Source organism: Actinomadura madurae, from assembly GCF_900115095.1.
Taxonomy (GTDB): domain Bacteria; phylum Actinomycetota; class Actinomycetes; order Streptosporangiales; family Streptosporangiaceae; genus Spirillospora; species Spirillospora madurae.
This window is the reverse complement of record NZ_FOVH01000004.1, coordinates 32,123-52,325: the sequence shown is the minus strand read 5'-3', so window position 1 is coordinate 52,325 and position 20,203 is coordinate 32,123. Positions and strand designations below refer to the sequence as shown.

The following is a 20,203-nucleotide window of genomic DNA, read 5'->3' as shown; positions in this document are numbered from 1 at the left end:
GTTACGACCTATTAAGGTGTGTCTATGGGTATTTATGCGGAGCCGGAGCGCGTGCGGGATCTGGCCATCGCCCTCGTCGAGGTTCGCGGCCTTGCCCAGTCCCTGTACGTAGACCTTCGAGAGTCTTCGCAGCCCGCGGATGAACCGCTCATCGAGCGTGCGAGAACGCTCGTCGACGCGTTCAATCGCATGCCCTCGCCCGATCTGCGCATCCTGCGGAACGGCGGCTGGTACCTGCAGCGAGGGGAGGGCAGCTGGTACCTGGAGCGAGCCGCTGGGCATGCTCAGCAAACCCTTTATTATTTGAACGAGGAAACCGCTGGTGCAGAACACCGAAACCAGTCGGGTCTATCGCAGGCGACCGACCTCGCGAAGCAATTTCACGGGGATCCATCCCTAGTCCGCGCACGCGAGAAACTTCCTCACGTACAGCGTTCCGCTGTTGAAAGCGCGCAGAAGACATCGATCGTTCTGGGGGGCATCAAGATCGACGTGTCGGACATCGATCTGTCGGGGATGGATTGTCGAGACCCCATATTCTTCGACGGCTTCACCTGGTCACGAAAGACTAAATGGCCACCCGGCTTCCCCCTGCGGGACCTCCGCCGCCGCGCTGGACCGCCCTACAGGGGGAGATGGAGCCTGCCGACGACCTTCACCCGGATGTCCTAACGCCCGAACATCTCCTCAGACGGTCGGGCGGCTAACCGTCCGCGACCGGACACAACGGCTTCAACTCCGGTGGAGACTGGCAGGTCGGCCCCGACCACACCCCCCACCAGAGCACCCCGTCAGGTGGCGGCACATGACCTCCTGCCGCAACCCCGGAGCAGATGCCTGCCCACGCGGGTCATCGGGGTCAGGTTCCCCGGCCGGGTGCATTTCACCCGAAAGGGGGAGCCTGATCGCCCGGGTGGGGGACCCGGTGCCGGAGCGTCGATCCCAGGCTGGTGGCGTCGAGAGTCACCCCCCGCTCGATCGGAGCGCACATATGATCAACTGGACTCGTCGCGTATCCGGCGCACGTATGGCCGTCGCCGCCGGCTTCGCTGCGGCTCTGACGGTGTCGATCTCCATGGGCTCCTGGGCGGCGGCCGACGCCCCAGCCCCGGCGAGCCAGGCCTCGGTCGGCGTCAAGACCTCCCACCTGGAGGGACGGGCCAGGATGTACTTCCCGGCACCCGACAACGACATCCACGTCACGGTCAATGCGCACGCCGCGTTCGATCCCAGCGGTGCGTCCAAGCCCACCCGGTCGTGGGGCACCTTCCGGATCTCCCACCGGTTCAAGATGCCCGACGGGACGTGGTTCACCAACTGGGGGGACCTCATCGTCGACTGCCTGACCACCGGCGGCCCCACCGCGACCGTGACCGGCACGCTCACCAGAACCACTCCCGGTGGGCCATGGGAGGAAATGCTGAAGAAGCACGAGCGCATGGGCGTCAGTTTCTACGTCGCCGGCAAAGGCGCGGGACCCAGCCGGATCGGGCTGAGCGGAGGCCCCGGCCCCGGGGACGGTCCCCTGCGCAAGTGCATGGCCCCCGCGGCCGACGCGCCGGTGCTCGACGGTGGCTACACACTGATCGACAAGAAATGATCACCTGACGGCGGCTTCTGATCACGGTCTGCTGCCTGCACCTCTGACGTCTGCGCGCCGACGGGCAGCCTGCCCGGATGGGCTCGCCGGTTGTAATCGGGATCAGCGGCATGCTGGTGGCCGTAATCGTCGATTCACTTTGCCGAGTTGGGCGGTGTCCGATCCTTGCTCGGGCGTGAACCGGCTGTCTCGGAGGGCTCCTACTTAGTGGTTGGGGGATCGTGGTGGACGAAGGTAGGAGGTTGGTTGCCGGGGGTGAGGAGATCAGCTGGGGGGAGTTCTGGGACGGACTCACTTCGGTGTGGCGGCAGGTGCTTTGTGGCTCCGATATCCCGGAGCCTCCGGCACTCGACCCCATCTTGCGCCGTCACCGCCTCACGACGGACTTCTTCTGGGTGGGGTCGTTCGAGCCCGTCCGGTGGTTGCCCTCGGTCAAGGAAGCCTTGTTGTGGGAGGACAACGGCATGGATTTGGGGCCGCTCGCGGGGCGCTCGTGGGAGTTGCTTCAGCTGGCGGGGCCTGCCTCCAACATTGACCTCGGGCAACTTAGCGGGACTCCTGTCCGGCACCTCATCCTGTCGGTTGTGGACGTCGATTCCATGTCCAGGCTTCAGGACATTGTGGGGTTGGAGTCCCTGACCTTGGCGCATGGCGATTTTGGGCGGTTGCCGGCTCTGGAACACCTGAATGAGGTCGTGCTGTACGCCGAGGGGGAGGTGGACCTGTCTGTCGCCTGGCATCCCGGTCTGCGTGTGACCCGCCGTGATGAGATCTATCTTCCGCCTTTCGGGCCTGACGACGTGTGACGGCGGTCACTCGTTGGTGCGAAAGGAGTGGGCTAGTTGGTTGCCGGATTTTAGGGTTTGGGTGGCGTGGGGGGTGGGGGCTTGGGAGGTCACTATGGCTAGACGGTCCTGGTCGAGGTCGAGGATGTGGTGGCTTTGGCGCCAGGGGGCTCCTTCTTCGGTGTAGGCGAGTTCGATGGAGTTCGCTTGTTGGTCGACGACTTGTTGGCCCGGGCCTACGAGGTCTGAGGGGGCTGTTAGGCGGGTTCGGCGGATTGGTCCCTGGACCCAGATCAGTGACTTGTCCGGGCCCCACAGTAGGAACGGGGCGAACGGGTCGTTCTCTCCGGCGCACTCCAGGGTGAATCCGCTGGGCCACGTGACCGAGTACAGCTGGGTTTCGATTCGCCAGGTCGGACGGTCGGGGCCGGCTGTCACGTGCGGTTGGCCGTCCTCGCCGCATCGAATTACACCCAGTGCCGTCCCGTCGCCGCCCACGTCTGCCGGGTGGATGAACGCGAAGGGCCATTTCGGTTTGATGCGAAGGCCGTATCCGGTCACGTTGATGTAGACGCCTTTTGTCACACCTGAAGTCTGCCAGTCGTGAGATCAGGGCGTGGTGTAGGCGCTGGATTGGAGGGTGAAGAGGCGGGCGTATTCGCCGTTCCGGTCCATGAGGGTGTCGTGGGGGCCGCGTTCGACGATTTTGCCTTCGGAGAGGACGGCGATGAGGTCGACGTCGCGTATCGCGCCCAGGCGGTGGGAGATCAGGACGCTGGTGCGGCCGTGGCGGTGGCGGCGTAGGGATGCGTGGACGGCGTGTTCGGCGTCCGCGTCCAGGCCGGAGCTCGGCTCGTCCAGTAGGAGGAGGTCGCGGTCTTGGCGCAGGAATGCGCGGGCTAGGGCGAGGCGCTGCCACTGGCCGCCGGACAGGGTGACGCCGGTTCCGTCGCTGGGGAAGATCTTGCTGAGCATCGTGTCGTAGTCGCGCGGCAGTGCCTTTAGGGTCTCGTGGACGCCGGCGCGCTCGGCGGCGGCCGCGATTTGTTCGTTGGTGCTCTCCAGGTCGCCCAGCATGATGTTGTCGGACGCGGTCAGGTCGTACTCCATGAAGTCCTGGAAGACCGCGCCGATGCGTTCGCGGAGTTCGGCGGGGTCCAGGTCGCGCAGGTCCACGCCGTCCCAGAGGACGGCGCCCTTGTCCGGGTCGTAGAGGCGGCAGAGGAGTTTGACCAGCGTGCTCTTGCCCGCGCCGTTCGCGCCGACGAGGGCGACACTTTGGCCGAACGGGATGTGCAGGTCGACGCCGCGCAGGATCCAGGGGTGCGCTTCGCTGTAGCGGAACCACACGTCCCGCAGCTCGATGCCATGGCGCAAGGGTGGGACGGGACGAGGGCGGGGGTTCGGAGGCGGGTCGGGTTCGGCGTCCACGATGGTGGTGAAGTGGCCGAACAGGAGCAGGGCGTTGTGTGCGTCCGCCCACCGGTCGACGATCGATGTCAGGGCGGCTTGGACTCCGGCGACGGCCGCGATGAACACCGTTACGTCTCCTGCGGTGAGGGCGCCGGATGCGGCCGCCAGCACTGCCCACACCAGGCCGCCGCCTGCGACGGCGCTGCCGACCAGGGCGAGTAAGCCCTGGCTGCGTAGTGTCTTGAGGTCGATCCGCCGTTCGGCTTCGCTGGTCGAGCGGACCTCGTCGAGCATCCGGGAGCGGAAGTGGCCGCCGAGGCCGAACAGGCGCACTTCCTTGGCGGCTTCGGGTCTTGTCAGTAGCTCTCCGTAGAAGACTTCGCGTCGCTTCCCAGGGCTGATGCTCCACATTGTGCGGGCGCGTTCGCGGCTCAGGCCGAGCTGGATCCAGACGGACGGCAGCGCCGCCAGGAAGATCACCAGGGCCAGCAGCGGGTTGATGACCAGGAGCGTTCCGACGAATCCGGACATGGTGATGGCCGCTTGGCCGATGGCCAGCGTTCCCAGGATCAGCCGGTCCGGTGCGGTCTGGCTGGATTCGTGCGCCAGCCGCAGCGTGTCCTGGAAGGCCGGGTCCTCAAGACGGCGCAGGCCCGCGTGGGCGTTGACCGCGCCGAACAGGCGGTCGACGACCAGGGCGCGCACCGCGCGGCGCAGCTGGGCCTGGGCGTAGGTGGACGCGTGCGGCAGGACGATGACGCACAGGCCGCAGGTGGCGAGCCCGGCGGCGAGGCCCGGCAGGACGTCGCGGTCTCCGCTCCCGGCGAGCGCGTCCAGGACGAGTTTCGTCAGCCACGCGGTCGCGACGGGGGCCAGCCCGGTGAGCACGGCGAGGACCACGGACGCGGTCGTGGCGGTCCGGTGGGCGCGCCATGCCAGCGCGGCGACGACCGCGGTGCGCGCCCCCGGTCGTCTCACGCGCGGGCCGGCACCGGCAGGCCGGCGGGCGAGAGCGTCGAGGACGTCACCACGGCACCGTCCCCGACGACGTAGAAGCTGGGGGACGCCGGGTGGCCGAACGCCGTGTTCACGGGCCCTCTCGCCGGCTCGGCGATCACGGTGGCGACCGGTGCGAGCGCGGTGGTGAAGGGTTCGGCCTCCTCTTGCTCGCCCTCGATCACCGCGAGGACGCGCCGGGCGTCCAGGCCTTGGATCCGGTCGGTGAACTCGGGCAGCCGTTCCCGGCACGCGGCGCAGGTGGTGGAGAACAGGCCGACGATCGTCGGCTCGGTGAAGAAGGCGCGGGTCACGACCGTGCCGTCGAGGCTGGACGCGCTGAACTCGGGCAATGTGGTGCCGGGGGCCGTGAACGGAACCTGGGCCCGCCCGCCCTCAAGCAGGGCCGCGTGCTCGCGCAGGCGGCGGACGACCGCGAGGGTCAGGATCAGGTCGATCGCGCAGAGGACGCCGACGAGGATGACGCCCGCGACGAGATAGGGCAACGGTGCTCCCTCATGCTGGTGCCGGACGCGTCATCGCGGAGGGCGTGCGGACGGCGCGATCAGCAGGTCGGCCAAGTCGTCGAAGAAGATGAACACCAGGGTGAGCACGCCCGCGCCCGCCACCGCGACGGCGGCGCCGGCCGGATGCACCGGGGCGGGCGCCGCGAGGTGCGCGGCCAGGCCGCCGAAGGCGAGCGCGGTCAAGGCGAGGTTGCGCGCGAGGTGCACGCGCCCGGCAGGGGACGGGCGCGTGCCGAAGCAGCGGCAGGTGGCGTGCCTGCCCCCGCGAAGGGCGCGGTGGATTCCCGTGGCGAACGCGAGCAGGACGGCGCCGGCCAGCGCGAGGCCGGCCGGTGCCGTCCGCGGTACGGCCAGCAGTACGACGGCGGCCGATTCCGCGGCCACCACGGCGACGGACGTCGCCGTGGGAGGCAGGCCGGGGGCGAGGCCGGGCACCGACCGCCGGAACTCCCGGAAGGCGTCCCGGTCGCGGACCTTGCCGAAGACCGCGACCAGGAAGACCAGACCGAGGGCGCAGCGGGCGGTCAGCGTGACGTACTGCAAAGCGGACGTCAGATGCCGCAGTAGGTCTTGCCGGCGTAGATGCAGCAGCGGATGCCGGTGTCGGTCCACCAGCAGGGCTCGGCGCGGGCGGTCGTGTTCGGCAGGACGCGGCCGAGCATCCGGTCGCCCAGGCGGTTGAGTGCACGGATCACGAGGATCTCCTCAGGTCGAGCCGGAGCGTTCCGGCTGCGGCGTTTCCGAGCGGCGGCGCGTCGCGCCTAGATGATCACGCTCGCCGGTGCCGAAGCTAATGACGTTGATCATTTACGGCAAGGGGGCCGTCGCCGGGCGGTACCGGCTTGTGCACTCTGCGATCAAGATCCCGGTGATCTTGTCGGTATCTGCCCCCCGTCCGGCCGTTGACTCGGCCGCGCTGTGACGTTCAGGCGGCGGACCACGACGCCCAGTAGCCGGTCGCCGGAGAACAGGCCCCGGTGGCGGGAGTCGATGCTGTCGGGATTGTCGCCGAGGACCGCGAGCGCCCCCGGCGGCACCGTGTCCCCCGAGGCTCCGGGGACGCCGGACGGTAGGTCGTCGCCGGGGAGGGCGGCGACTCGCTTGACGTTCCAGGTCCGTCCGTCGGGTCCCGCGGGGCCGGGAAGGTAGCGACCGTCAAGGGGAGGTTCGAGCACGACGATGTCGCCGCGCCGGACGTGCGGTAGCGGACGCCGCCGGACGAGCACGCGGTCGCCGTCTCGCAATGTGGGCATCATGCTGGTCCCGTGCACGGTGACCACGACCAGGCTTCTCTGCCCCCACCTGAGCGCCAGCAGTCCGCCCGCCGCGGCGATGCCCGCCCCGCCCAGCAGTCGCAATCCCCGTGAAGTCGATAGTCGCCGCATGATCGACCGATGGTAGCGATGGGCCGCTCAGACGTAGTCCTCCCAGGAGTCCGGGGGTTCGTACATCTGTTGTCCGCGTTCCTCGGCGCGTCGGGCCAGGCGGTGTTGTGGGAGGTGGTCTTGGACCTGCCACCATTCCAATCGGAAAAGGCGCCGGTGCTCACCACAGACGATGAGCGGACCCCCTTCATAGGCGTGGAAGTAGGTGTAGAACTGGCCCCTGCGGGCGAGCACCGTCTCCGAAGCCAGGTGGGCCGGAACGTAGCCCCTGTCGTTGAAGGCGTAGATCCGGGGGGTGTCGGCGGCGGTGATGTCCCGGTCCGGCGTGAGGACGAAGGGCCAGTGATCGGGGTTGTCGGAGTCATCGACGTCGTCCGGAAGCGGCACGGGCCCGTCCGCCAGGGCCTGCACGGTCCAGATGTCGGCAGAGACTGCCCGGCAGATTTCCGGAAGGGGAAGCCCCAGCCGTATTGCGGCCACGGCGAAGTTCTCGGTTTCGGGACGGGCGCCGCGCTGGCGCTCCGCGGACATGGCGGCCTCTCCTGCCAGCCGGAACCAATGGAACGGCCCGTTCGACGCGGGGTCCAGGAGATGATCCGGGCAGCGGCTTCCAGGGCCGGCGGGCGCGATGTTCGGGCAGAACGCGTGCCCGCACATTTCGAGGACACGTTGCGTCCCGAGGTCGGGGACGAACACCGTGCACGCGCGGAACGGACGCAGAGAATCGTCGCCGACGGCGGTGAAATAGCGGATCCGGTCGCCGTGGTCACCGCGCTCGACCTGGAAGGTTCTCACCTCCCAGGCGGAGAGCACGTGAGACGCCATGGCGATCGCGAGGGCCGGGAAGGGCCGGAATGGCCGCGAGGCCGCTTCGTCGAGGGTGGGGATCTCGGCGATCGGCCGCCGGGTGTCGTGGTCGTCCAGGTGCCGGAGCGCCGTCACGAGCAGTTCGGCGGCATCGACGATCGTGCCGTCATCGTCGGTCATGGCTCCGCACTCCCCGCACATCCGGATCTGGCCGGGGTCAATGGTGCCGCAGCGTGGTGCGGGTTAGGAGGGGTTCGCTTCGCGGGCAGGTCGTGATGTGGATGTGGAGAGACCGAGCGTCTCCGTCTTGGTGTCCGGGGAGAACGTTCTTGTCGCGGCCTCGACCTCTTGCCACGCGGTGTCGCTCATGTGCCAGGGCCATTCGAGGGTGATGCGATCGGAGGTCACTCCGGGTGGGCGGTCCTCGTCGGGGTGAAGGCTGATGACCAGGATTGGTCCCGTGTTGGCGTAGGTGACGCGGTCCACACAGTGCCAGGGGAGGCGACTCTGCCCGCTGGATCCGATGCGGATGCCTGGCTCGTCCAGGACCAGCACCACCCCGTCAGGGAAGGCGCGTTTCCGTTTCCAGATGGTGGCCGCATACACGGTCATCAGGGTGGCGAGTGCGCCGGTGAGCAGTGTCCCCAGCCCCTCCCGCAGTGACCTCCAACTCGGAGTGCCGAGCAAACCGAACGGGGCCAGAAGCAGGAAACCGACGATCCACACCACTACCGCCAGAACGACAAGGAGGATGAACGTCCCCATCAAATGCTGGAGTACGTTCCACCAGGTCCATCGACGAACGTAAGCGGCTTCCGGGTTCACGGCGTCTCCCCGCGGTGAGATCGGTGCGACAAAATGATTGTCGGTTCACTTCACCGGGTTGGCCAGCGCCGGATCAGGAGAGGCGTTTGCGGACCATCTCCTTGATGTCCGGGGGTAGCGCTTCGGCGGCGAGCAGGTGCGGCAGCAGGTCGGGTTCCCTTGTCATGGCTCGGAAGGCCAGGGAGACCGTTACCTCGTGGTCGGGACGGTGGATGATCTCGACCGGGTCGTCCGCGCTGATCCGGCCTTCCGCGATGACGCGGAGATAGGCCCCCGGCTTGCCTGCCTGCGTGAACCTCTTGATCCAGCCGGTCTGCCGCAGCCAGCCCTGGAACGTCCCGCACGGGATGCGGAAGCCGGAGACCTCCAGGATCACCTCCCGGCCCACGCGCCAGCGGTCGCCGATAAGGGACGCGTTGACGTCCAAACCCGCCGTGGTGAGGTTCTCTCCGAAGACGCCGTTGTGCAGCGGCACGCCCAACTCGGTTTCCCACAGGTCGAGGTCTTCGCGGGCATAGGCGTAGACGGCCTGGTCGGCTCCGCCGTGGTGCTTGGTGTTGTGGACGCGGTCGCCGGCGAGGCCGACCGCGCCGGTGCCTCGGGGGCCTGGATCGGTGACCGTGACCGGGCCGTCCACGGGCCGCTTGTCGATACCTGTCAGGGCAGCGGCCATCCACGGGTTCGGCCGCGGCCTGCCCACGTTGACCGACAGCAACTTCATGCGGCGACAGTACCGGGCGACGGTCGGTCAGCCGCTCGTCCAGGCGCGGAGCTTGTCGGGGTTGCGTACCGCCCAGATGTGCTTGATGCGCTCGCCCGCGACATCGAACGCCATGACCGCGACGGTGACGCCGTCCTGCTGGGCGATCAGGCCGGGGCGGCCGTTCACCGTGCGCTCAAGGATCTTCAGGCCTGGGACGGTGCGGGCGATGTCGACGAAGGTGCGGGCGATCTGCGGGGCGCCCTCGATCGGGTCGAGCCGGGCGTTGACCACGCCGCCGCCGTCGGCGACCGCCGTGGCGTCGGGGTCGAGGAGGCCGATGAGGGCGTCGATGTCCTTGGCCTCCCAGGCCTGCTTGAAGTCGCCGACGAGTCCCGCCTGCCGGGCTGTCGGGGCCGGGGCGGTCTGCGTCGAGCGGAGGCGGCGGCGGGCCGAGGACGCCAGCTGGCGGCACGCCACCGGTGTGCGGCCGACGATCTCGGCCACTTCGGCGAAGGGGTAGCGGAAGACGTCGTGCAGGACGAACGCGACGCGCTCGGCCGGGGTCATCGATTCGAGCACGACGAGGAACGCCATGCTGATCGACTCGTCCAGGGTGATCCGGTCGGCCGGGTCCGCGGTCGGCTCGCCGGCCCATTCCGTGCGTTCGGGCAGCGGCTCGGGGAGCCATTCGCCCACGTAGCGTTCGCGGCGAACCCGTGCCGACCGGAGCAGGTCGAGGCAGATGCGGCCGGCCACCGTGGTCAGCCACGCCCCGGGGGACTCGATCGCGTCCTGCTCCTGCCGGGACATGGCGTACCAGCGGACGTAGGTCTCCTGCACCACGTCCTCGGCCTCCGCCAGCGAGCCGAGCAGGCGGTACGCGAGATTGATCAGCCGGCGACGCTCGCTCATGATCGCGGTCAGGCCCGGATCGGCCGGCTCGGATGGCGTGGTCATGCGACTCCCTCGGTTGCCCTCCCCTTCTGACGAGACACCGCTCGTGAACGTGAGGGCCTCACCGTACGCGGACGTCCGAGCCGAGGCCGATCGGGGAAGGCCGGGGCGTAGTGCCCCGGCCTTCGGGGTCAGCCCTTGCGGGCGGGGAGGATGCGCTTCACGGCCAGGCCGGCGGAGACCAGCGTGAAGAGGGCCAGGCCGATCCAGAGGGCCTGGAGGCCGAGCCAGGGCGAGGCGGCGGCGGCACCGCCGAAACCGGCGGCCACGCCGCCGATAGGGGGATTGTTGTACATGACCTACCATTTCCTTTCTTTGCGCCAGGCGGCCTGCCAGAAGGCACGTGCCTGGACGATCTGGAGGAAGACGTCGAAGACCATTTCGACGACGATCGTTGCGGCCAGCGCCATCTGGGCGGCGCCGCGCTGCCGGACGGTCACCGTGCGCTCCACCATGAAGATGACCGTGATGCCCGCCCAGACCGGGCTGAGCTGGATGCCGCCGAGCCAGAACACCGAGTAGGCGAGCGAGATCAGGTAGGCGGAGATCACCAGGATGCCGATGAGGGAGAGGAGCTGCCGGCCCCAGTAGGGGCGGGTGATCGGCGTCCAGCCGTAGTCGACCAGGTTCTCCAGGGCGCCGCGCTTCCAGCGCAGGCGCTGCCGGGCCAGCTCGCGCCAGGTCGGCATCACCTCGGTGGTGAGGGTGCACTCGCGCGGACACAGGATGCGGAAGCCGAGGTGCAGGATCGCGAGGGTGAGCTCGTTGTCCTCGGTCAGGACGCGGACGTCGTAGACGTGCGGAAGCCCTGGAAGGCGGCGTTCGCGGCGGGCGGCGATCACTTCCCGCAGGGTGGCGGCGCGGAAGATGGTGGCGGTGCCGGTCAGCACGAGCGCCCTGCCCTGCAGGCGCCGGACGTCGCGGGCGTAGCGGGCGTACTCGTTCCGCTGGAACATGCCGACCGTGCCGCCGCCGGGCTTGCCGGTGAACGTGCCGCCGACGGCCGCGTACCGGCCGGAGGCCAGGTAGTCGACGCCGTGCCGGATGAAGCCGGGGTCGAGCGCCGAGTCGGCGTCCATCACCATGATCGCGTCGTCCGGGCCGAGGATCGGCAGCAGCCGGTCGAGGACCTGGTTCAGCGCGCCGGCCTTCTTGTGCCGGTTCTCCCGGGTCCCGACGATCTCGACGCCGCAGAGCTGCGCGAGCGCCGCGGTGGCGTCGGTGCAGTTGTCGGCGATCACGACGATGTGGTCCGGTGGGCGTTCCTGCCGCCGCAGCGACGCGATCGTCTCGGTGATCTGCTTGGCCTCGTTGTGCGCCGGGATCAGGACCGTCACCCGCATCGCGTCCGGGCGCGTGACCGGCAGGCCGCGCTTGCCGTCCCGGTCCCGGCGGCGCCGCGCGGGCTCCGGCGCCGGGCGGGGGAGATCGCGCCGGACGGACGGCCGCGGCGTCTGGACCGGCGGCGCCGCTTCCCGGAGGGGCGGTCGTGGCGGGGTGACCGGCCGCCGCCGCACCGGCGGGGGCATGATCGCGGCCGCCGCCCGATCGGGCACGGTCACGGTCGGGGAGATGGCCGCCGCCGGGTGATGGAGCCCGGGCCGGGTTCCCCAGGGGGTCGAGGACGCCAGGTGCCCCGGGCCCGGTCGGGCCGGCAGGGCATGGCTCGGCGCCGCGTGCCCCGGCCGGGTGAGACGGTGACGCTCGGGGCGCGCGTGGGGGGCCGCGGTCATGTCGCCCTCGGAGGCGCCGGAGGCCGGGTGCATGTCAGCGCGTCCCCTCGGACCGCAGGAGGTGGCCGTAGGCGATGACGTTGTCGGTGTAGTGGCCGGTGCCGCGGTCGAAACGTCCACCGCAGGTGATCAGGCGGATCGCCGCGTAGCCGGGGTCGGTGTAGACGCGGCGGGTGGGGAAGCGGTCCTTGCGGACGCGTTCGACGGAGTCGATGCGGAACACGGCGGTGCGGCCGTCGGCGCGGAGCACGCTCGCCCGGTCGCCGGGACGCAGTTCGCCCAGCCGGTGGAAGACCGCCGGCCCGCGTGCCGAGTCGACGTGCCCGATGAGCACCGCCGCGCCCCGGCTGCCGGGTGCGGCGCCGAGCCGGTACCAGCCGGCCTCCTGGGCGCGGCTCGGCGGCGGCGTCTCGACGGTCTGGTCCGCGTTCTTGGCCAGCTTCATCAGCGGTGTCCGGACGTCGATCCGCGGCACGTCGAGACGCAGCGGCACCGAACGCGGCAGGGCGGCGGCGGTGGGGACGGCCGTGCCGGGCGTTCCGCCTGACGCCGCGGGGGCGGGCACCGGCGGCGCGGCGGTGGCCGGGTTCCCCCGGAGCGCCTGGACGGCGAGGAAGGCCGCGACGGCCAGGCCCGACAGGCCGATGACAGCGGCCGCGACGGTGCGCGAGTGCCGACCCCGATGCGACACGGACCGTACTCCTTCGCCACTCGACCGATGCGGGATCTCGCCGCGGACCGCGGCGATGCCGGGACCGTAATCCCGGAGAGTGAACATATGCCTTCTATGGCGTGAATCGTCGCAGGTGAGGAGGGTGATCACGCACCGTCACCGGTCTCCGAGAGTAATCGCGCGTGACCTTCGGGAATCGGACCAATTGCGGCGGACGGGCAGCAGAAAATGCCGTTGACCTGCAGAAACTCCGAACCGTCCGAGGGTGCGAGCCCATGACCGACCGTGTCGAGGCCGAGCCCGAACCGATGTGGATACAGAGATCGCTGACCGGAAGTGGTCTCTTGGTCGGCCGAAAAAGATCATCCCAGGTGAACGAGCGGTCCAGTGGTCCGCTGGCCAGGTCCGAAAAGCAGGTCGGGGGCGGTCCAAGTTCCGGGGCCGGTGTGGGCTTGACCTTGACGTCGCGTCAACGTTTGTAATGAGGGCATGCGGATCGGGGAGCTGGCCGCGCTGGTCGGGGTGTCGGCCAGGACCGTGCGGCATTACCACCATCTCGGGTTGCTGCCCGAGCCCGAGCGGCTCGCGAACGGCTACCGGGAGTACCGGCTGCGGGACGCCGTGGTCCTCGCGCGGGTGCGGAGGCTCGTCGAGCTCGGGCTGTCGCTGGACGAGGTCCGGGACGTCCTGGCGGACGAGCGCGGCCGGGACCTGCGCGAGGTGCTCCAGGAGCTCGACGCCGATCTGGCCGCGCAGCAGGACGCGATCGCGGCGCGGCGGGCGCGGCTGGCCGAGCTGCTGGCGGACGAGGACCTGGGCCCGGACTCGGCCGTGTCGCCCGAGATGGCGACGGTCCTGCGGGGACTGCCGGACGGGTCGCGGTTCGCCGCGTTCGACCGGGAGCTGCTGGCGCTCGTCGACACGGCTGCCGGGGACGCCGGGCGGGCCCGGTTCGCGGAGATGCTGCGGCCGTTCGGCAGGCCGGAGGCGCGGCGGCGGATCGCCGCGCTCTACGCGCGGCTGGACGAGATCGCCGACGCGCCGGAGGACGATCCGCGCATCACCGACATCGCGGCGGATCTCGCGGACCAGATACCGGAGGAGATGGCGGTGCTGATGGCCGGGCAGGGCATGGACGGCGGGTGGCTGGACGCGATGCCCGCGGCGCAGGGCGAGGTCTTCCGCCGCGTGATCGGCATCCTCAGGGACAGGACGTGCTGAGCCTCGCTCGGGCCGCGGTCGTCGCGATGGTGCCCGCGGAGCTGGTCGTCGTGGTGCTCCTCGTCTCGGGTGTGACGCTGCCGCGCCCCCTGGTGGCCGCGGGCGAGGTCGCCTTCTCGGCCGTGCTGGTGCTCCAGCTCGTGGTCGCCGGACGGCTGGTCATCGCGGCACGGCGGGCCGGTGCCGGGTGGCCGGTGGCACTACGGAGCGTCGGCCGGCTGGTCCCCGACCGTGTGCGCAGGGTCATGGCCTTCGACCTGCGGGGGATGGTCAGCCTGGTGCTGCTCGTGACCCGCCGCAAGCACGGTGTGCCGCCGGGCGCGGTCGCGGTGCCCTACGCGGGCGGGCAGCTTTCCCTGCAGATGGCCTTTCTCTTCGCGATGGTCTTGGAGGCCGTCGTGGTCGAGTTGCTGATGCGGTCCCTGGACGCGCCGGAAGGCCTGCGCGCGGTGGTGCTTGTGGTCGACCTGTACTCGATCCTCATCGTGGTGGCGATCATCGCGGCGTGCGTCACCCGGCCGCACGTGCTGTCGGACGACGAGCTGCGCATCCGCTGCGGGGCGTTCCTCGACCTGCGGGTTCCGCGGGCGCAGATCTCCGCGCTGCGGGTCGCGCGGAACTACGACGAGACGGGCATGGTCCGGGTGCGGGACGGGCGGCTCTCGGTGGCGGTGGCCGGGCAGACGAACGTGGTGGTCGAGTTGCGGGAGCCGATCCAGGTCGTCCGGCCGCTCGGCGGACGGGCCGAGGTCGGCACGATCCGGTTCTTCGCCGACGAGCCGGCGGCGGTCGGCGCGGCCGTCACGTCCGGCGGATGACGAGGCAGGCGAGGCCGGCGGCGGCCGTGGCGAGGACGGTCAGGAGCCAGCCGGCGTCGTAGTCCCCGTCCCGGCCGAGGGCGGCGATCAGGGCGGCGACGCCGATGACCGTGCCGACCTGCCGCGCCATCGTGACGACCGCCGACCCGGTGGAGAACGCCGCCGGGGGCAGCGCCGACACGGCCGCGCCGATCAGGGTCGGCAGCGTCACCCCGACCCCGATGCCGGTCAGCAGCATGCCGGGCAGCATCCCGGCGGCGTAGCCGTCCGCCATCCGCCACATCCACCAGCCGATGCCGGCCGCGAACACCGCGCAACCGGCCGCCGCCACGCGCCCGGCGCCGAAGCGGCGGGCGAGCGGCGCGCCGCCGAGGGCGAGAGCGGGCACCATCAGCGGGCCGGGCGTGATGGCGAGGCCGGTGCGCAGCGCGGACCAGTCCCAGACGTCCTGGCACCACAGCACGCAGGACAGCAGCATCGCGGCGAACGCGACCGCGAACAGCACGTTGGCCACGGACGCGGATCCGAACGCGGGGGTGCGCAGGAGGCCGAGCGGCAGGACGGGCGACGGGTGTCGCGCCGACCGGAGCACGAACCAGGCGAGAAGGGCTCCGGCGGCGAGCAGCGTCCCGGTGACCTCGGCTCCGCTCCAGTCCTCGGTCTTGACGACGCCGAGCGCGAGCGCGGCGATCCCGGCGGTCAGCAGGGCCGCGCCCGGCAGGTCGGGACGTCCGGCGTCCCGCCGGGCGGTCGCGCCGGGCAGCAGCCGGGCGCCCGCGACCAGGGCGGCCGCGCCGGCGGGGACGTTGACGAGGAAGATCCACCGCCAGTCGACCTGGGCGAGGAGCCCGCCCGCGACCGGGCCGAGGGCGGCGGCCAGCCCGCCGATCGCGGTCCATCCGCGGACCGCCGCGACGCGCCGCTCGGCCGGCGCCGCGGCCAGCAGGAGGCCGAGCGAGGACGGGACGAGCGTCGCCGCGCCCGCCGCCTGCACCACCCGCGCGGCGACGAGCCACCACACCCCCGGCGCGGCCGCGCACGCCGCGGACGCGAGCGTGAACACCGCGACGCCGAGGAGGAAGGCCCGCTTGGGCCCGGTCCGGTCGGCCAGCCCTCCGGCGGGGACCAGCAGTGCCGCGAAGACCACCGCGTAGGCGTTGAGGATCCATGACAGCGACGCCAGGGACGCGCCCGCGAAGTCGCCGCCGATCTGGGGCAGCGCCACGTTGACGATGAACACGTCGAGGTTCGACATCGCGACCCCGGCCGCGACGATCGCGAAGACGGCGCCGAACCGGGGCGCCGTCTCCCGTTCGGCGGCCGGCTCCGCCGCCCGCGTTCCCGTACCGTCCACGGCCTCTCCCCAGGGCTCGGCTCCGTGAGCCGGGACGCTAGCAAGACTAGGTTGGAAAACACAACCCACTAGCGTGGCCGGCCGTCGACGCTCGATCGGCAGCACCATGCGGAAGGCCTCGGGGTTCGAGGTCGACGCGAGATGCCTGGTCGGCGGCTTGATGTCCCGCTTCGATCTCGTGTGATCGGCTCCGGAGTCGTGGGTGATGTGCCGAAGAGGCGGCGCATATTGGTGGTTTGTCGGGTTTTGTCCTTCGCATCCCGCGCAATGATCGTCGGCACGCGATGGAATGCCGCGAATGTCTGGGTTTGCGATCAGCGCCGATGTGCCGATGCGTCCGCGGCCGTAAATCCACCGTGAGTGCGGGCGACCCGACCAGAACCAATTGCGCCGGCTAATTGACTGGTGTGACCAAGCGCTGCGGACAAACTCACAACCGCAGGACGCGCGTCCTCGCGCTTCCTCCGACGATGTGGCTGATGTCGGTAAGAGCATGCCATTAGCAAGCCGCCGCGGGTTGGAACGGCGACAGCTTGTGCGGTGAAGCTCGTCAAGGCGGTGTCGTCGGCTTGATCGGCATTCGATACCACCACCAAGATCGCCAGCTCCCCGGGCTGTCCGAACGTCCGGCGGGCATAGGCGAGCGGACGCCGGAACCTCGGTGCAGCAGGCGGGCCGCGTCCCATCGTAGAGCGGGCAAGCCGATGATCGCACCACGTGGGAGGGCTGGTGTCCGCATGTGGGCAGGGTCTCCGGATCGTCCGCTCGAACTGTAAGGCCGGGATTAGCCTGCCGCCATGTTCGGGAATGAGTGGGCGCTGGTGGACGTGGAGACTTCTGGGCTCCGAGCCGTTCAGCACAGGATTCTGTCCCTCGCCGTTGTAACGGTCGGAAGCGACGGGAGGACGAGCGGGGAGTATTCCACCCTGCTCGACCCGGGATGCGATCCCGGGCCGGTTCACATTCACGGGCTGACGCCCGAGAGGCTGAAAGGGGCGCCCAAGTTCGAGGACGTGTCCCGGCGCGTCGCGGAAATGCTCCGCGGCCGGGTGCTCGTCGCCCACAACGCCCCCTTCGACTACGGCTTCCTCGCGCAGGAGTTCCAGCGCGCGAACGTCCGGCTTCCGGTCGAACGGCGGCTGTGCACGCTGGCGCTGAACCGCCGGCTCTCCCCGGCGACCGGCGACCTGAAGCTCGGGACGCTGGCCGCGCACTACGGGATCAAGCCCGCCAAGGCCCACGACGCGCTGGAGGACGTCCGGACGCTCCGAGGCGTGCTGCGCGGATCGCTCCAGGAGGCGAGCCGGCTCGGTCTCGCGCTGCCGTTCGTGGCGTGCCCGCCGAAGCAGAACTTCCGGGCCGGGATTCCCAAGACCCGGTGCGCCTACCGGTGTCCGGGCAGGTTCGGCGACCGGCTCGTCCAGGGGATGAAGGTCGCCATCACCGGCGAGACCGAGACGCTGCGCGAGAGGCTCACCGAGCGGGCGGTGGCCGCTGGGCTGAACATGATGACGTCCGTGAGCCGCCACACGAGCCTGCTGGTGGCGAACGATCCCGGCTCCGGCACGGCCAAGGCACGCCGCGCACGCCAGGACGGGGTGCCCGTCATCGACGAGCGGACGTTCCTGGAACTGCTGGGGGACGTCCAGCCCGGCACCCTGCACGGCACGCGGGAGCAGGCGAGGCCCGTGGAGAAGCCGCCGGTGAGGAAGGGGCCGCTCGAAGGGCGCCGCGTGCTCGTCCTCGGCGGAACCCATCCGAGGGCGTCCGCCGCGCGGAGCGCGGTCGTGGAGCTCGGCGGCGCCGCCGCGGTGAACCTGTCGGCCGGCGTGACGGACGTCGTGGCCCTCGAAGGCGGCGAGCCGGATCGGCGCATGGAGCGGGTGGTCCGCCTGGAGGTCCCCGTTCACGATGTGGAGTGGCTCAAGGCGCCGGAGCAGGCGGAGACTGTCCGGGTGTCGACAACGGTGTTGCCGAGGGGGGCGGCCATCGACCTCCCGCCGGCGGAGAGGTGGACGGTCGGCGCCTCCTGGGTCCAGCACTCGGCCTGCGAGGTGGACGTGGTGGCGTTCGCGCTCGACGAGGACGGCCAGGTGTCCTGCGACGAGGACTTCGTCTTCTACGGCGCCGCCGAGACCCCCGACGGGACGGTCCGGCTGGCGGCCGAAGGCCCTACCGAGCAGGCGATCGTGATCGGCCTGGCCGCGCTTCCCGAGGCCGTCCGCAAGGTCACCGTGGCGGCGGCGATCGACGGCGACCTCACGTTCGGCGAGCTGGGGGCCGTCGAACTGGTCACCGGCCCCGGCGACGGCGAGCGCGCGCACGCGCAGGCGACCCTCGACGCCGGGACCACGGAGCGGACGATGCTGGTCGCCGAGGTGTACCGGCGCGGCCCGGGATGGCGGCTGCGCGTCGTCGGCCAGGGATACGACTTCGGGCTGGACGCCCTGGCGCGCGGCTTCGGCGTCGAGGTGGAGGAGTAGTGGAGCGGCGGCGGTGCGGCAGGTGAGGGTTTTGGTCTAGCTGTCCCGCGCGGGGCGGCCCAGAGGGTAGACCTGCATCCGTGCAGGTGAGTTATGTGAGTGAGGCGACGCCGGGGCGGGAGAACGAGGACTTCGTGGCGGCCGGACCCGGCTGGGTCGTGCTGCTGGACGGGGCGACGGCGCCGCGGGGGGTGGACAGCGGATGCCGGCACGATCCGGCGTGGCTGGTGCGCAGGCTCGGCGGGCGGATCGCCGCGCTGCTGGCGCTGAAGGACGGCAAGCCGCTGCCCGACCTGGTCGCGGAGGCGATCAAGGTGACGGGGGAGGCGCACACCGGGACGTGCGACCTGGAGAACCCCGACAGCCCGTCCGCGACGGTGTCGCTGCTGCGGCGCCGCGGCGAGGCCGTGGAGTGGTTCGTGCTCGCCGACTCCCCGATCGTGGTGGACGTCGGCGAGACCAGGGTGTTCCGGGACGACCGGGTCGACCACCTTCCGAGCTACACGCTCGAAGGCGTCCGGAGGTCGCGCAACACCCCCGGCGGGTTCTGGGTGGCGAGCACGAAACCGGAGGCCGCGTACGAGGGGCTGACCGGCGAGGTGCCGGTCGAGGGGCTGCGGAGGGCGGCGGTGCTCAGCGACGGCGCGTCCCGGCTCGTGGAGCGGTTCGGGGAGTTGGACTGGGACGGCCTGATCCGCCTGCTGGACGAGGAAGGCCCTCGGGAGCTGGTCAGGAGGACCAGGGCCGCGGAGGTGTCCGCTCCCGCGGCCCGGGGGAAGCGCCACGACGACGCCACGGCAGTGTTCGTCCGTTTCTGACAGTGCCGGCGCCGCCGCGGGCACCGTCAGCGCGTCGCGGGCTTGATGTGCGGCCACCAGGCGCCGAGGTCCTCCGGCAGGTGCGTCCCGTCGACGCGGAAGGTGGCGGGCATGAGCGGGAAACGCCGTCCGGCCGGGAAGTGCCGCCCGTAGGACGGCGGGTCGAGCACGACGACGCGGGTGCCGTTCACCACCGGGATGTCGGCGGGGACGCCCTCGTTCCAGATCGGCTCGCCGTGCGCGTCCACGAGGTTCCACGGGCTGGAGACGATCGGGCGCCCCGGCGGGACGTCGGCGTTGAGGAAGGAGGCGATGATCTCCGGGGCGGGACGTTCGCCTTCCAGCCCGCCGGGACGTCCGATGAGCGCGCCCGCGAGCAGGACGTGCAGCTGGAAGTTGTCGCCGACCCCGCCGATCGTGACCGTCCAGCCCCGGCGGCTCGCGCGGTCGAGGACGAGGATGCGCTCACCGTCCAGGACGCGCAGCAGCGCCGCGTAGTGGTTCATCCTCCCCAGGTACTGGCCGGCCTTCTGCGAGATGAAGGAGCGGAAGTCGCGGTCCGTGACGCCCGCCCGGACCGACGGTCCCATCTGCAGGACGGTGCATGCCGCCAGCGCGAACTGGTGCAGGGAGAACCAGGACATCATCGCGGTCACGGCGCCCTCGCCCAGCGCCGGCGCGACGGTGTCGAACACCTCCTGGGACGGCTTCTCCTCTTCCATGTCGGGCGGGGGCTTGCCGTCGGCCCCCTCCTCCCATGCCTTGGCGAAGGACAGGGAGGCGGCGGTGACGTCGGTGGTCCGCTCGATGACGGCCGTGCCGACCGGCGCGGGATCGGCGCCCTGCTCGATCCAGGCGCCGGTGAGGACGGCGAGCCAGCCGCCGAGGTTCGGGGGCGCCTCGGCGATGCCCTCGGCCAGCCGGGGCAGGGCGGCGTTCAGCTCGGCGAGGGGCGTGCTCTGGGCTTCCCGCATAAGCTGCGGCAGCAGGTCGCTGAAGGACCGGTCCTCGACCACCGCGGCCTGGACGATCTGGTCGACGAGTTGCTGGAACGACATGGTCGGTCACCCTGGCACAAGTTGATCAACTTGGCAGCCGCTCCCGGGGA

General features: G+C 70.7%; 22 protein-coding genes. 7 read left to right on the top strand and 15 right to left on the bottom strand.

Annotation, left to right across the window (positions count from 1 at the left end):
• Positions 1-24 precede the first annotated feature (24 nt).
• The 3 genes from BM339_RS13040 to BM339_RS13030 all read left to right on the top strand — a co-directional run bounded on the left by BM339_RS13040 (position 25) and on the right by BM339_RS13030 (position 2,406).
• Positions 25-672 carry a hypothetical protein gene (locus BM339_RS13040; protein ID WP_075021002.1) on the top strand — a complete coding sequence of 216 codons (648 nt, stop codon included), beginning with the start codon at positions 25-27 and terminating at the stop codon, positions 670-672.
• A 355-nt stretch (positions 673-1,027) separates the two neighbouring features.
• Positions 1,028-1,600, top strand: a complete 573-nt coding sequence (locus BM339_RS13035; RefSeq protein WP_075021001.1) for a hypothetical protein — start codon at positions 1,028-1,030, stop codon at positions 1,598-1,600.
• A gap of 224 nt (positions 1,601-1,824) precedes the next feature.
• A complete protein-coding gene (locus tag BM339_RS13030; protein ID WP_075021000.1) occupies positions 1,825-2,406 on the top strand; it encodes a hypothetical protein in 582 nt (193 codons plus the stop codon).
• A gap of 6 nt (positions 2,407-2,412) precedes the next feature.
• Here the strand turns inward: BM339_RS13030 and BM339_RS48625 are convergent, their stop codons facing one another.
• The 13 genes from BM339_RS48625 to BM339_RS12980 form a co-directional block, all read right to left on the bottom strand.
• Positions 2,413-2,970 carry a hypothetical protein gene (locus BM339_RS48625; RefSeq protein ID WP_143118393.1) on the bottom strand — a complete coding sequence of 186 codons (558 nt, stop codon included), beginning with the start codon at positions 2,968-2,970 and terminating at the stop codon, positions 2,413-2,415.
• 24 nt (positions 2,971-2,994) lie between these two features.
• The gene (locus BM339_RS13025) at positions 2,995-4,776 is read right to left on the bottom strand and encodes an ABC transporter ATP-binding protein (RefSeq protein ID WP_075020999.1); all 1,782 of its coding nucleotides are present in this window, start codon (positions 4,774-4,776) and stop codon (positions 2,995-2,997) included.
• A complete protein-coding gene (locus BM339_RS13020; RefSeq protein ID WP_075020998.1) occupies positions 4,773-5,300 on the bottom strand; it encodes a TlpA family protein disulfide reductase in 528 nt (175 codons plus the stop codon). Before BM339_RS13020 ends, BM339_RS13025 begins: the two co-directional genes overlap by 4 nt.
• A gap of 30 nt (positions 5,301-5,330) precedes the next feature.
• Positions 5,331-5,864 (bottom strand): MauE/DoxX family redox-associated membrane protein, encoded by a 534-nt coding sequence (locus BM339_RS13015; RefSeq protein WP_075020997.1) that lies wholly within the window; start codon positions 5,862-5,864, stop codon positions 5,331-5,333.
• Between the two features lie 8 nt (positions 5,865-5,872).
• The gene (locus BM339_RS49795) at positions 5,873-6,016 is read right to left on the bottom strand and encodes a hypothetical protein (protein ID WP_021595556.1); all 144 of its coding nucleotides are present in this window, start codon (positions 6,014-6,016) and stop codon (positions 5,873-5,875) included.
• 162 nt (positions 6,017-6,178) lie between these two features.
• Entirely contained in the window at positions 6,179-6,706 is a 528-nt protein-coding gene (locus BM339_RS13010; protein ID WP_075020996.1) for a S26 family signal peptidase, read from the bottom strand.
• Positions 6,707-6,733: 27 nt separating this feature from the next.
• Positions 6,734-7,693, bottom strand: coding sequence for a hypothetical protein (locus BM339_RS13005; RefSeq protein WP_075020995.1), 960 nt, complete (start codon positions 7,691-7,693; stop codon positions 6,734-6,736).
• Between the two features lie 63 nt (positions 7,694-7,756).
• The gene (locus BM339_RS13000) at positions 7,757-8,338 is read right to left on the bottom strand and encodes a hypothetical protein (RefSeq protein WP_143118391.1); all 582 of its coding nucleotides are present in this window, start codon (positions 8,336-8,338) and stop codon (positions 7,757-7,759) included.
• Positions 8,339-8,411: 73 nt separating this feature from the next.
• On the bottom strand, positions 8,412-9,059 hold the full coding sequence (locus BM339_RS12995; RefSeq protein ID WP_021595560.1) for an MOSC domain-containing protein: 648 nt from the start codon (positions 9,057-9,059) through the stop codon (positions 8,412-8,414).
• A 27-nt stretch (positions 9,060-9,086) separates the two neighbouring features.
• On the bottom strand, positions 9,087-9,998 hold the full coding sequence (gene sigJ / locus BM339_RS12990; protein WP_075020993.1) for an RNA polymerase sigma factor SigJ: 912 nt from the start codon (positions 9,996-9,998) through the stop codon (positions 9,087-9,089).
• A 128-nt stretch (positions 9,999-10,126) separates the two neighbouring features.
• Positions 10,127-10,291 carry a hypothetical protein gene (locus BM339_RS49790; RefSeq protein ID WP_021595562.1) on the bottom strand — a complete coding sequence of 55 codons (165 nt, stop codon included), beginning with the start codon at positions 10,289-10,291 and terminating at the stop codon, positions 10,127-10,129.
• A 3-nt stretch (positions 10,292-10,294) separates the two neighbouring features.
• Positions 10,295-11,557, bottom strand: coding sequence for a glycosyltransferase family 2 protein (locus tag BM339_RS12985; protein ID WP_218163633.1), 1,263 nt, complete (start codon positions 11,555-11,557; stop codon positions 10,295-10,297).
• A gap of 205 nt (positions 11,558-11,762) precedes the next feature.
• The gene (locus BM339_RS12980) at positions 11,763-12,419 is read right to left on the bottom strand and encodes a class F sortase (RefSeq protein WP_256255325.1); all 657 of its coding nucleotides are present in this window, start codon (positions 12,417-12,419) and stop codon (positions 11,763-11,765) included.
• A gap of 471 nt (positions 12,420-12,890) precedes the next feature.
• Here BM339_RS12980 and BM339_RS12975 point away from each other — a divergent pair, with 471 nt between their 5' ends.
• Positions 12,891-13,622, top strand: coding sequence for a MerR family transcriptional regulator (locus tag BM339_RS12975; protein WP_075020992.1), 732 nt, complete (start codon positions 12,891-12,893; stop codon positions 13,620-13,622).
• Positions 13,616-14,440, top strand: a complete 825-nt coding sequence (locus tag BM339_RS12970; RefSeq protein ID WP_083597597.1) for a hypothetical protein — start codon at positions 13,616-13,618, stop codon at positions 14,438-14,440. Before BM339_RS12975 ends, BM339_RS12970 begins: the two co-directional genes overlap by 7 nt.
• On the opposite strand, the gene BM339_RS12965 is transcribed toward BM339_RS12970, so the two are convergent.
• On the bottom strand, positions 14,424-15,794 hold the full coding sequence (locus BM339_RS12965) for an MFS transporter (RefSeq protein ID WP_075020991.1): 1,371 nt from the start codon (positions 15,792-15,794) through the stop codon (positions 14,424-14,426). The genes BM339_RS12970 and BM339_RS12965 overlap by 17 nt on opposite strands.
• Positions 15,795-16,591: 797 nt before the next feature.
• Here BM339_RS12965 and BM339_RS12960 point away from each other — a divergent pair.
• Both BM339_RS12960 and BM339_RS12955 read left to right on the top strand, forming a co-directional pair.
• Positions 16,592-18,277, top strand: a complete 1,686-nt coding sequence (locus tag BM339_RS12960) for a TerD family protein (RefSeq protein ID WP_075020990.1) — start codon at positions 16,592-16,594, stop codon at positions 18,275-18,277.
• A gap of 95 nt (positions 18,278-18,372) precedes the next feature.
• A complete protein-coding gene (locus BM339_RS12955) occupies positions 18,373-19,095 on the top strand; it encodes a protein phosphatase 2C domain-containing protein (RefSeq protein WP_244938764.1) in 723 nt (240 codons plus the stop codon).
• 26 nt (positions 19,096-19,121) lie between these two features.
• Here the strand turns inward: BM339_RS12955 and BM339_RS12950 are convergent, their stop codons facing one another.
• On the bottom strand, positions 19,122-20,153 hold the full coding sequence (locus BM339_RS12950) for a hypothetical protein (protein WP_075020988.1): 1,032 nt from the start codon (positions 20,151-20,153) through the stop codon (positions 19,122-19,124).
• Between the last annotated feature and the right edge of the window lie 50 nt (positions 20,154-20,203).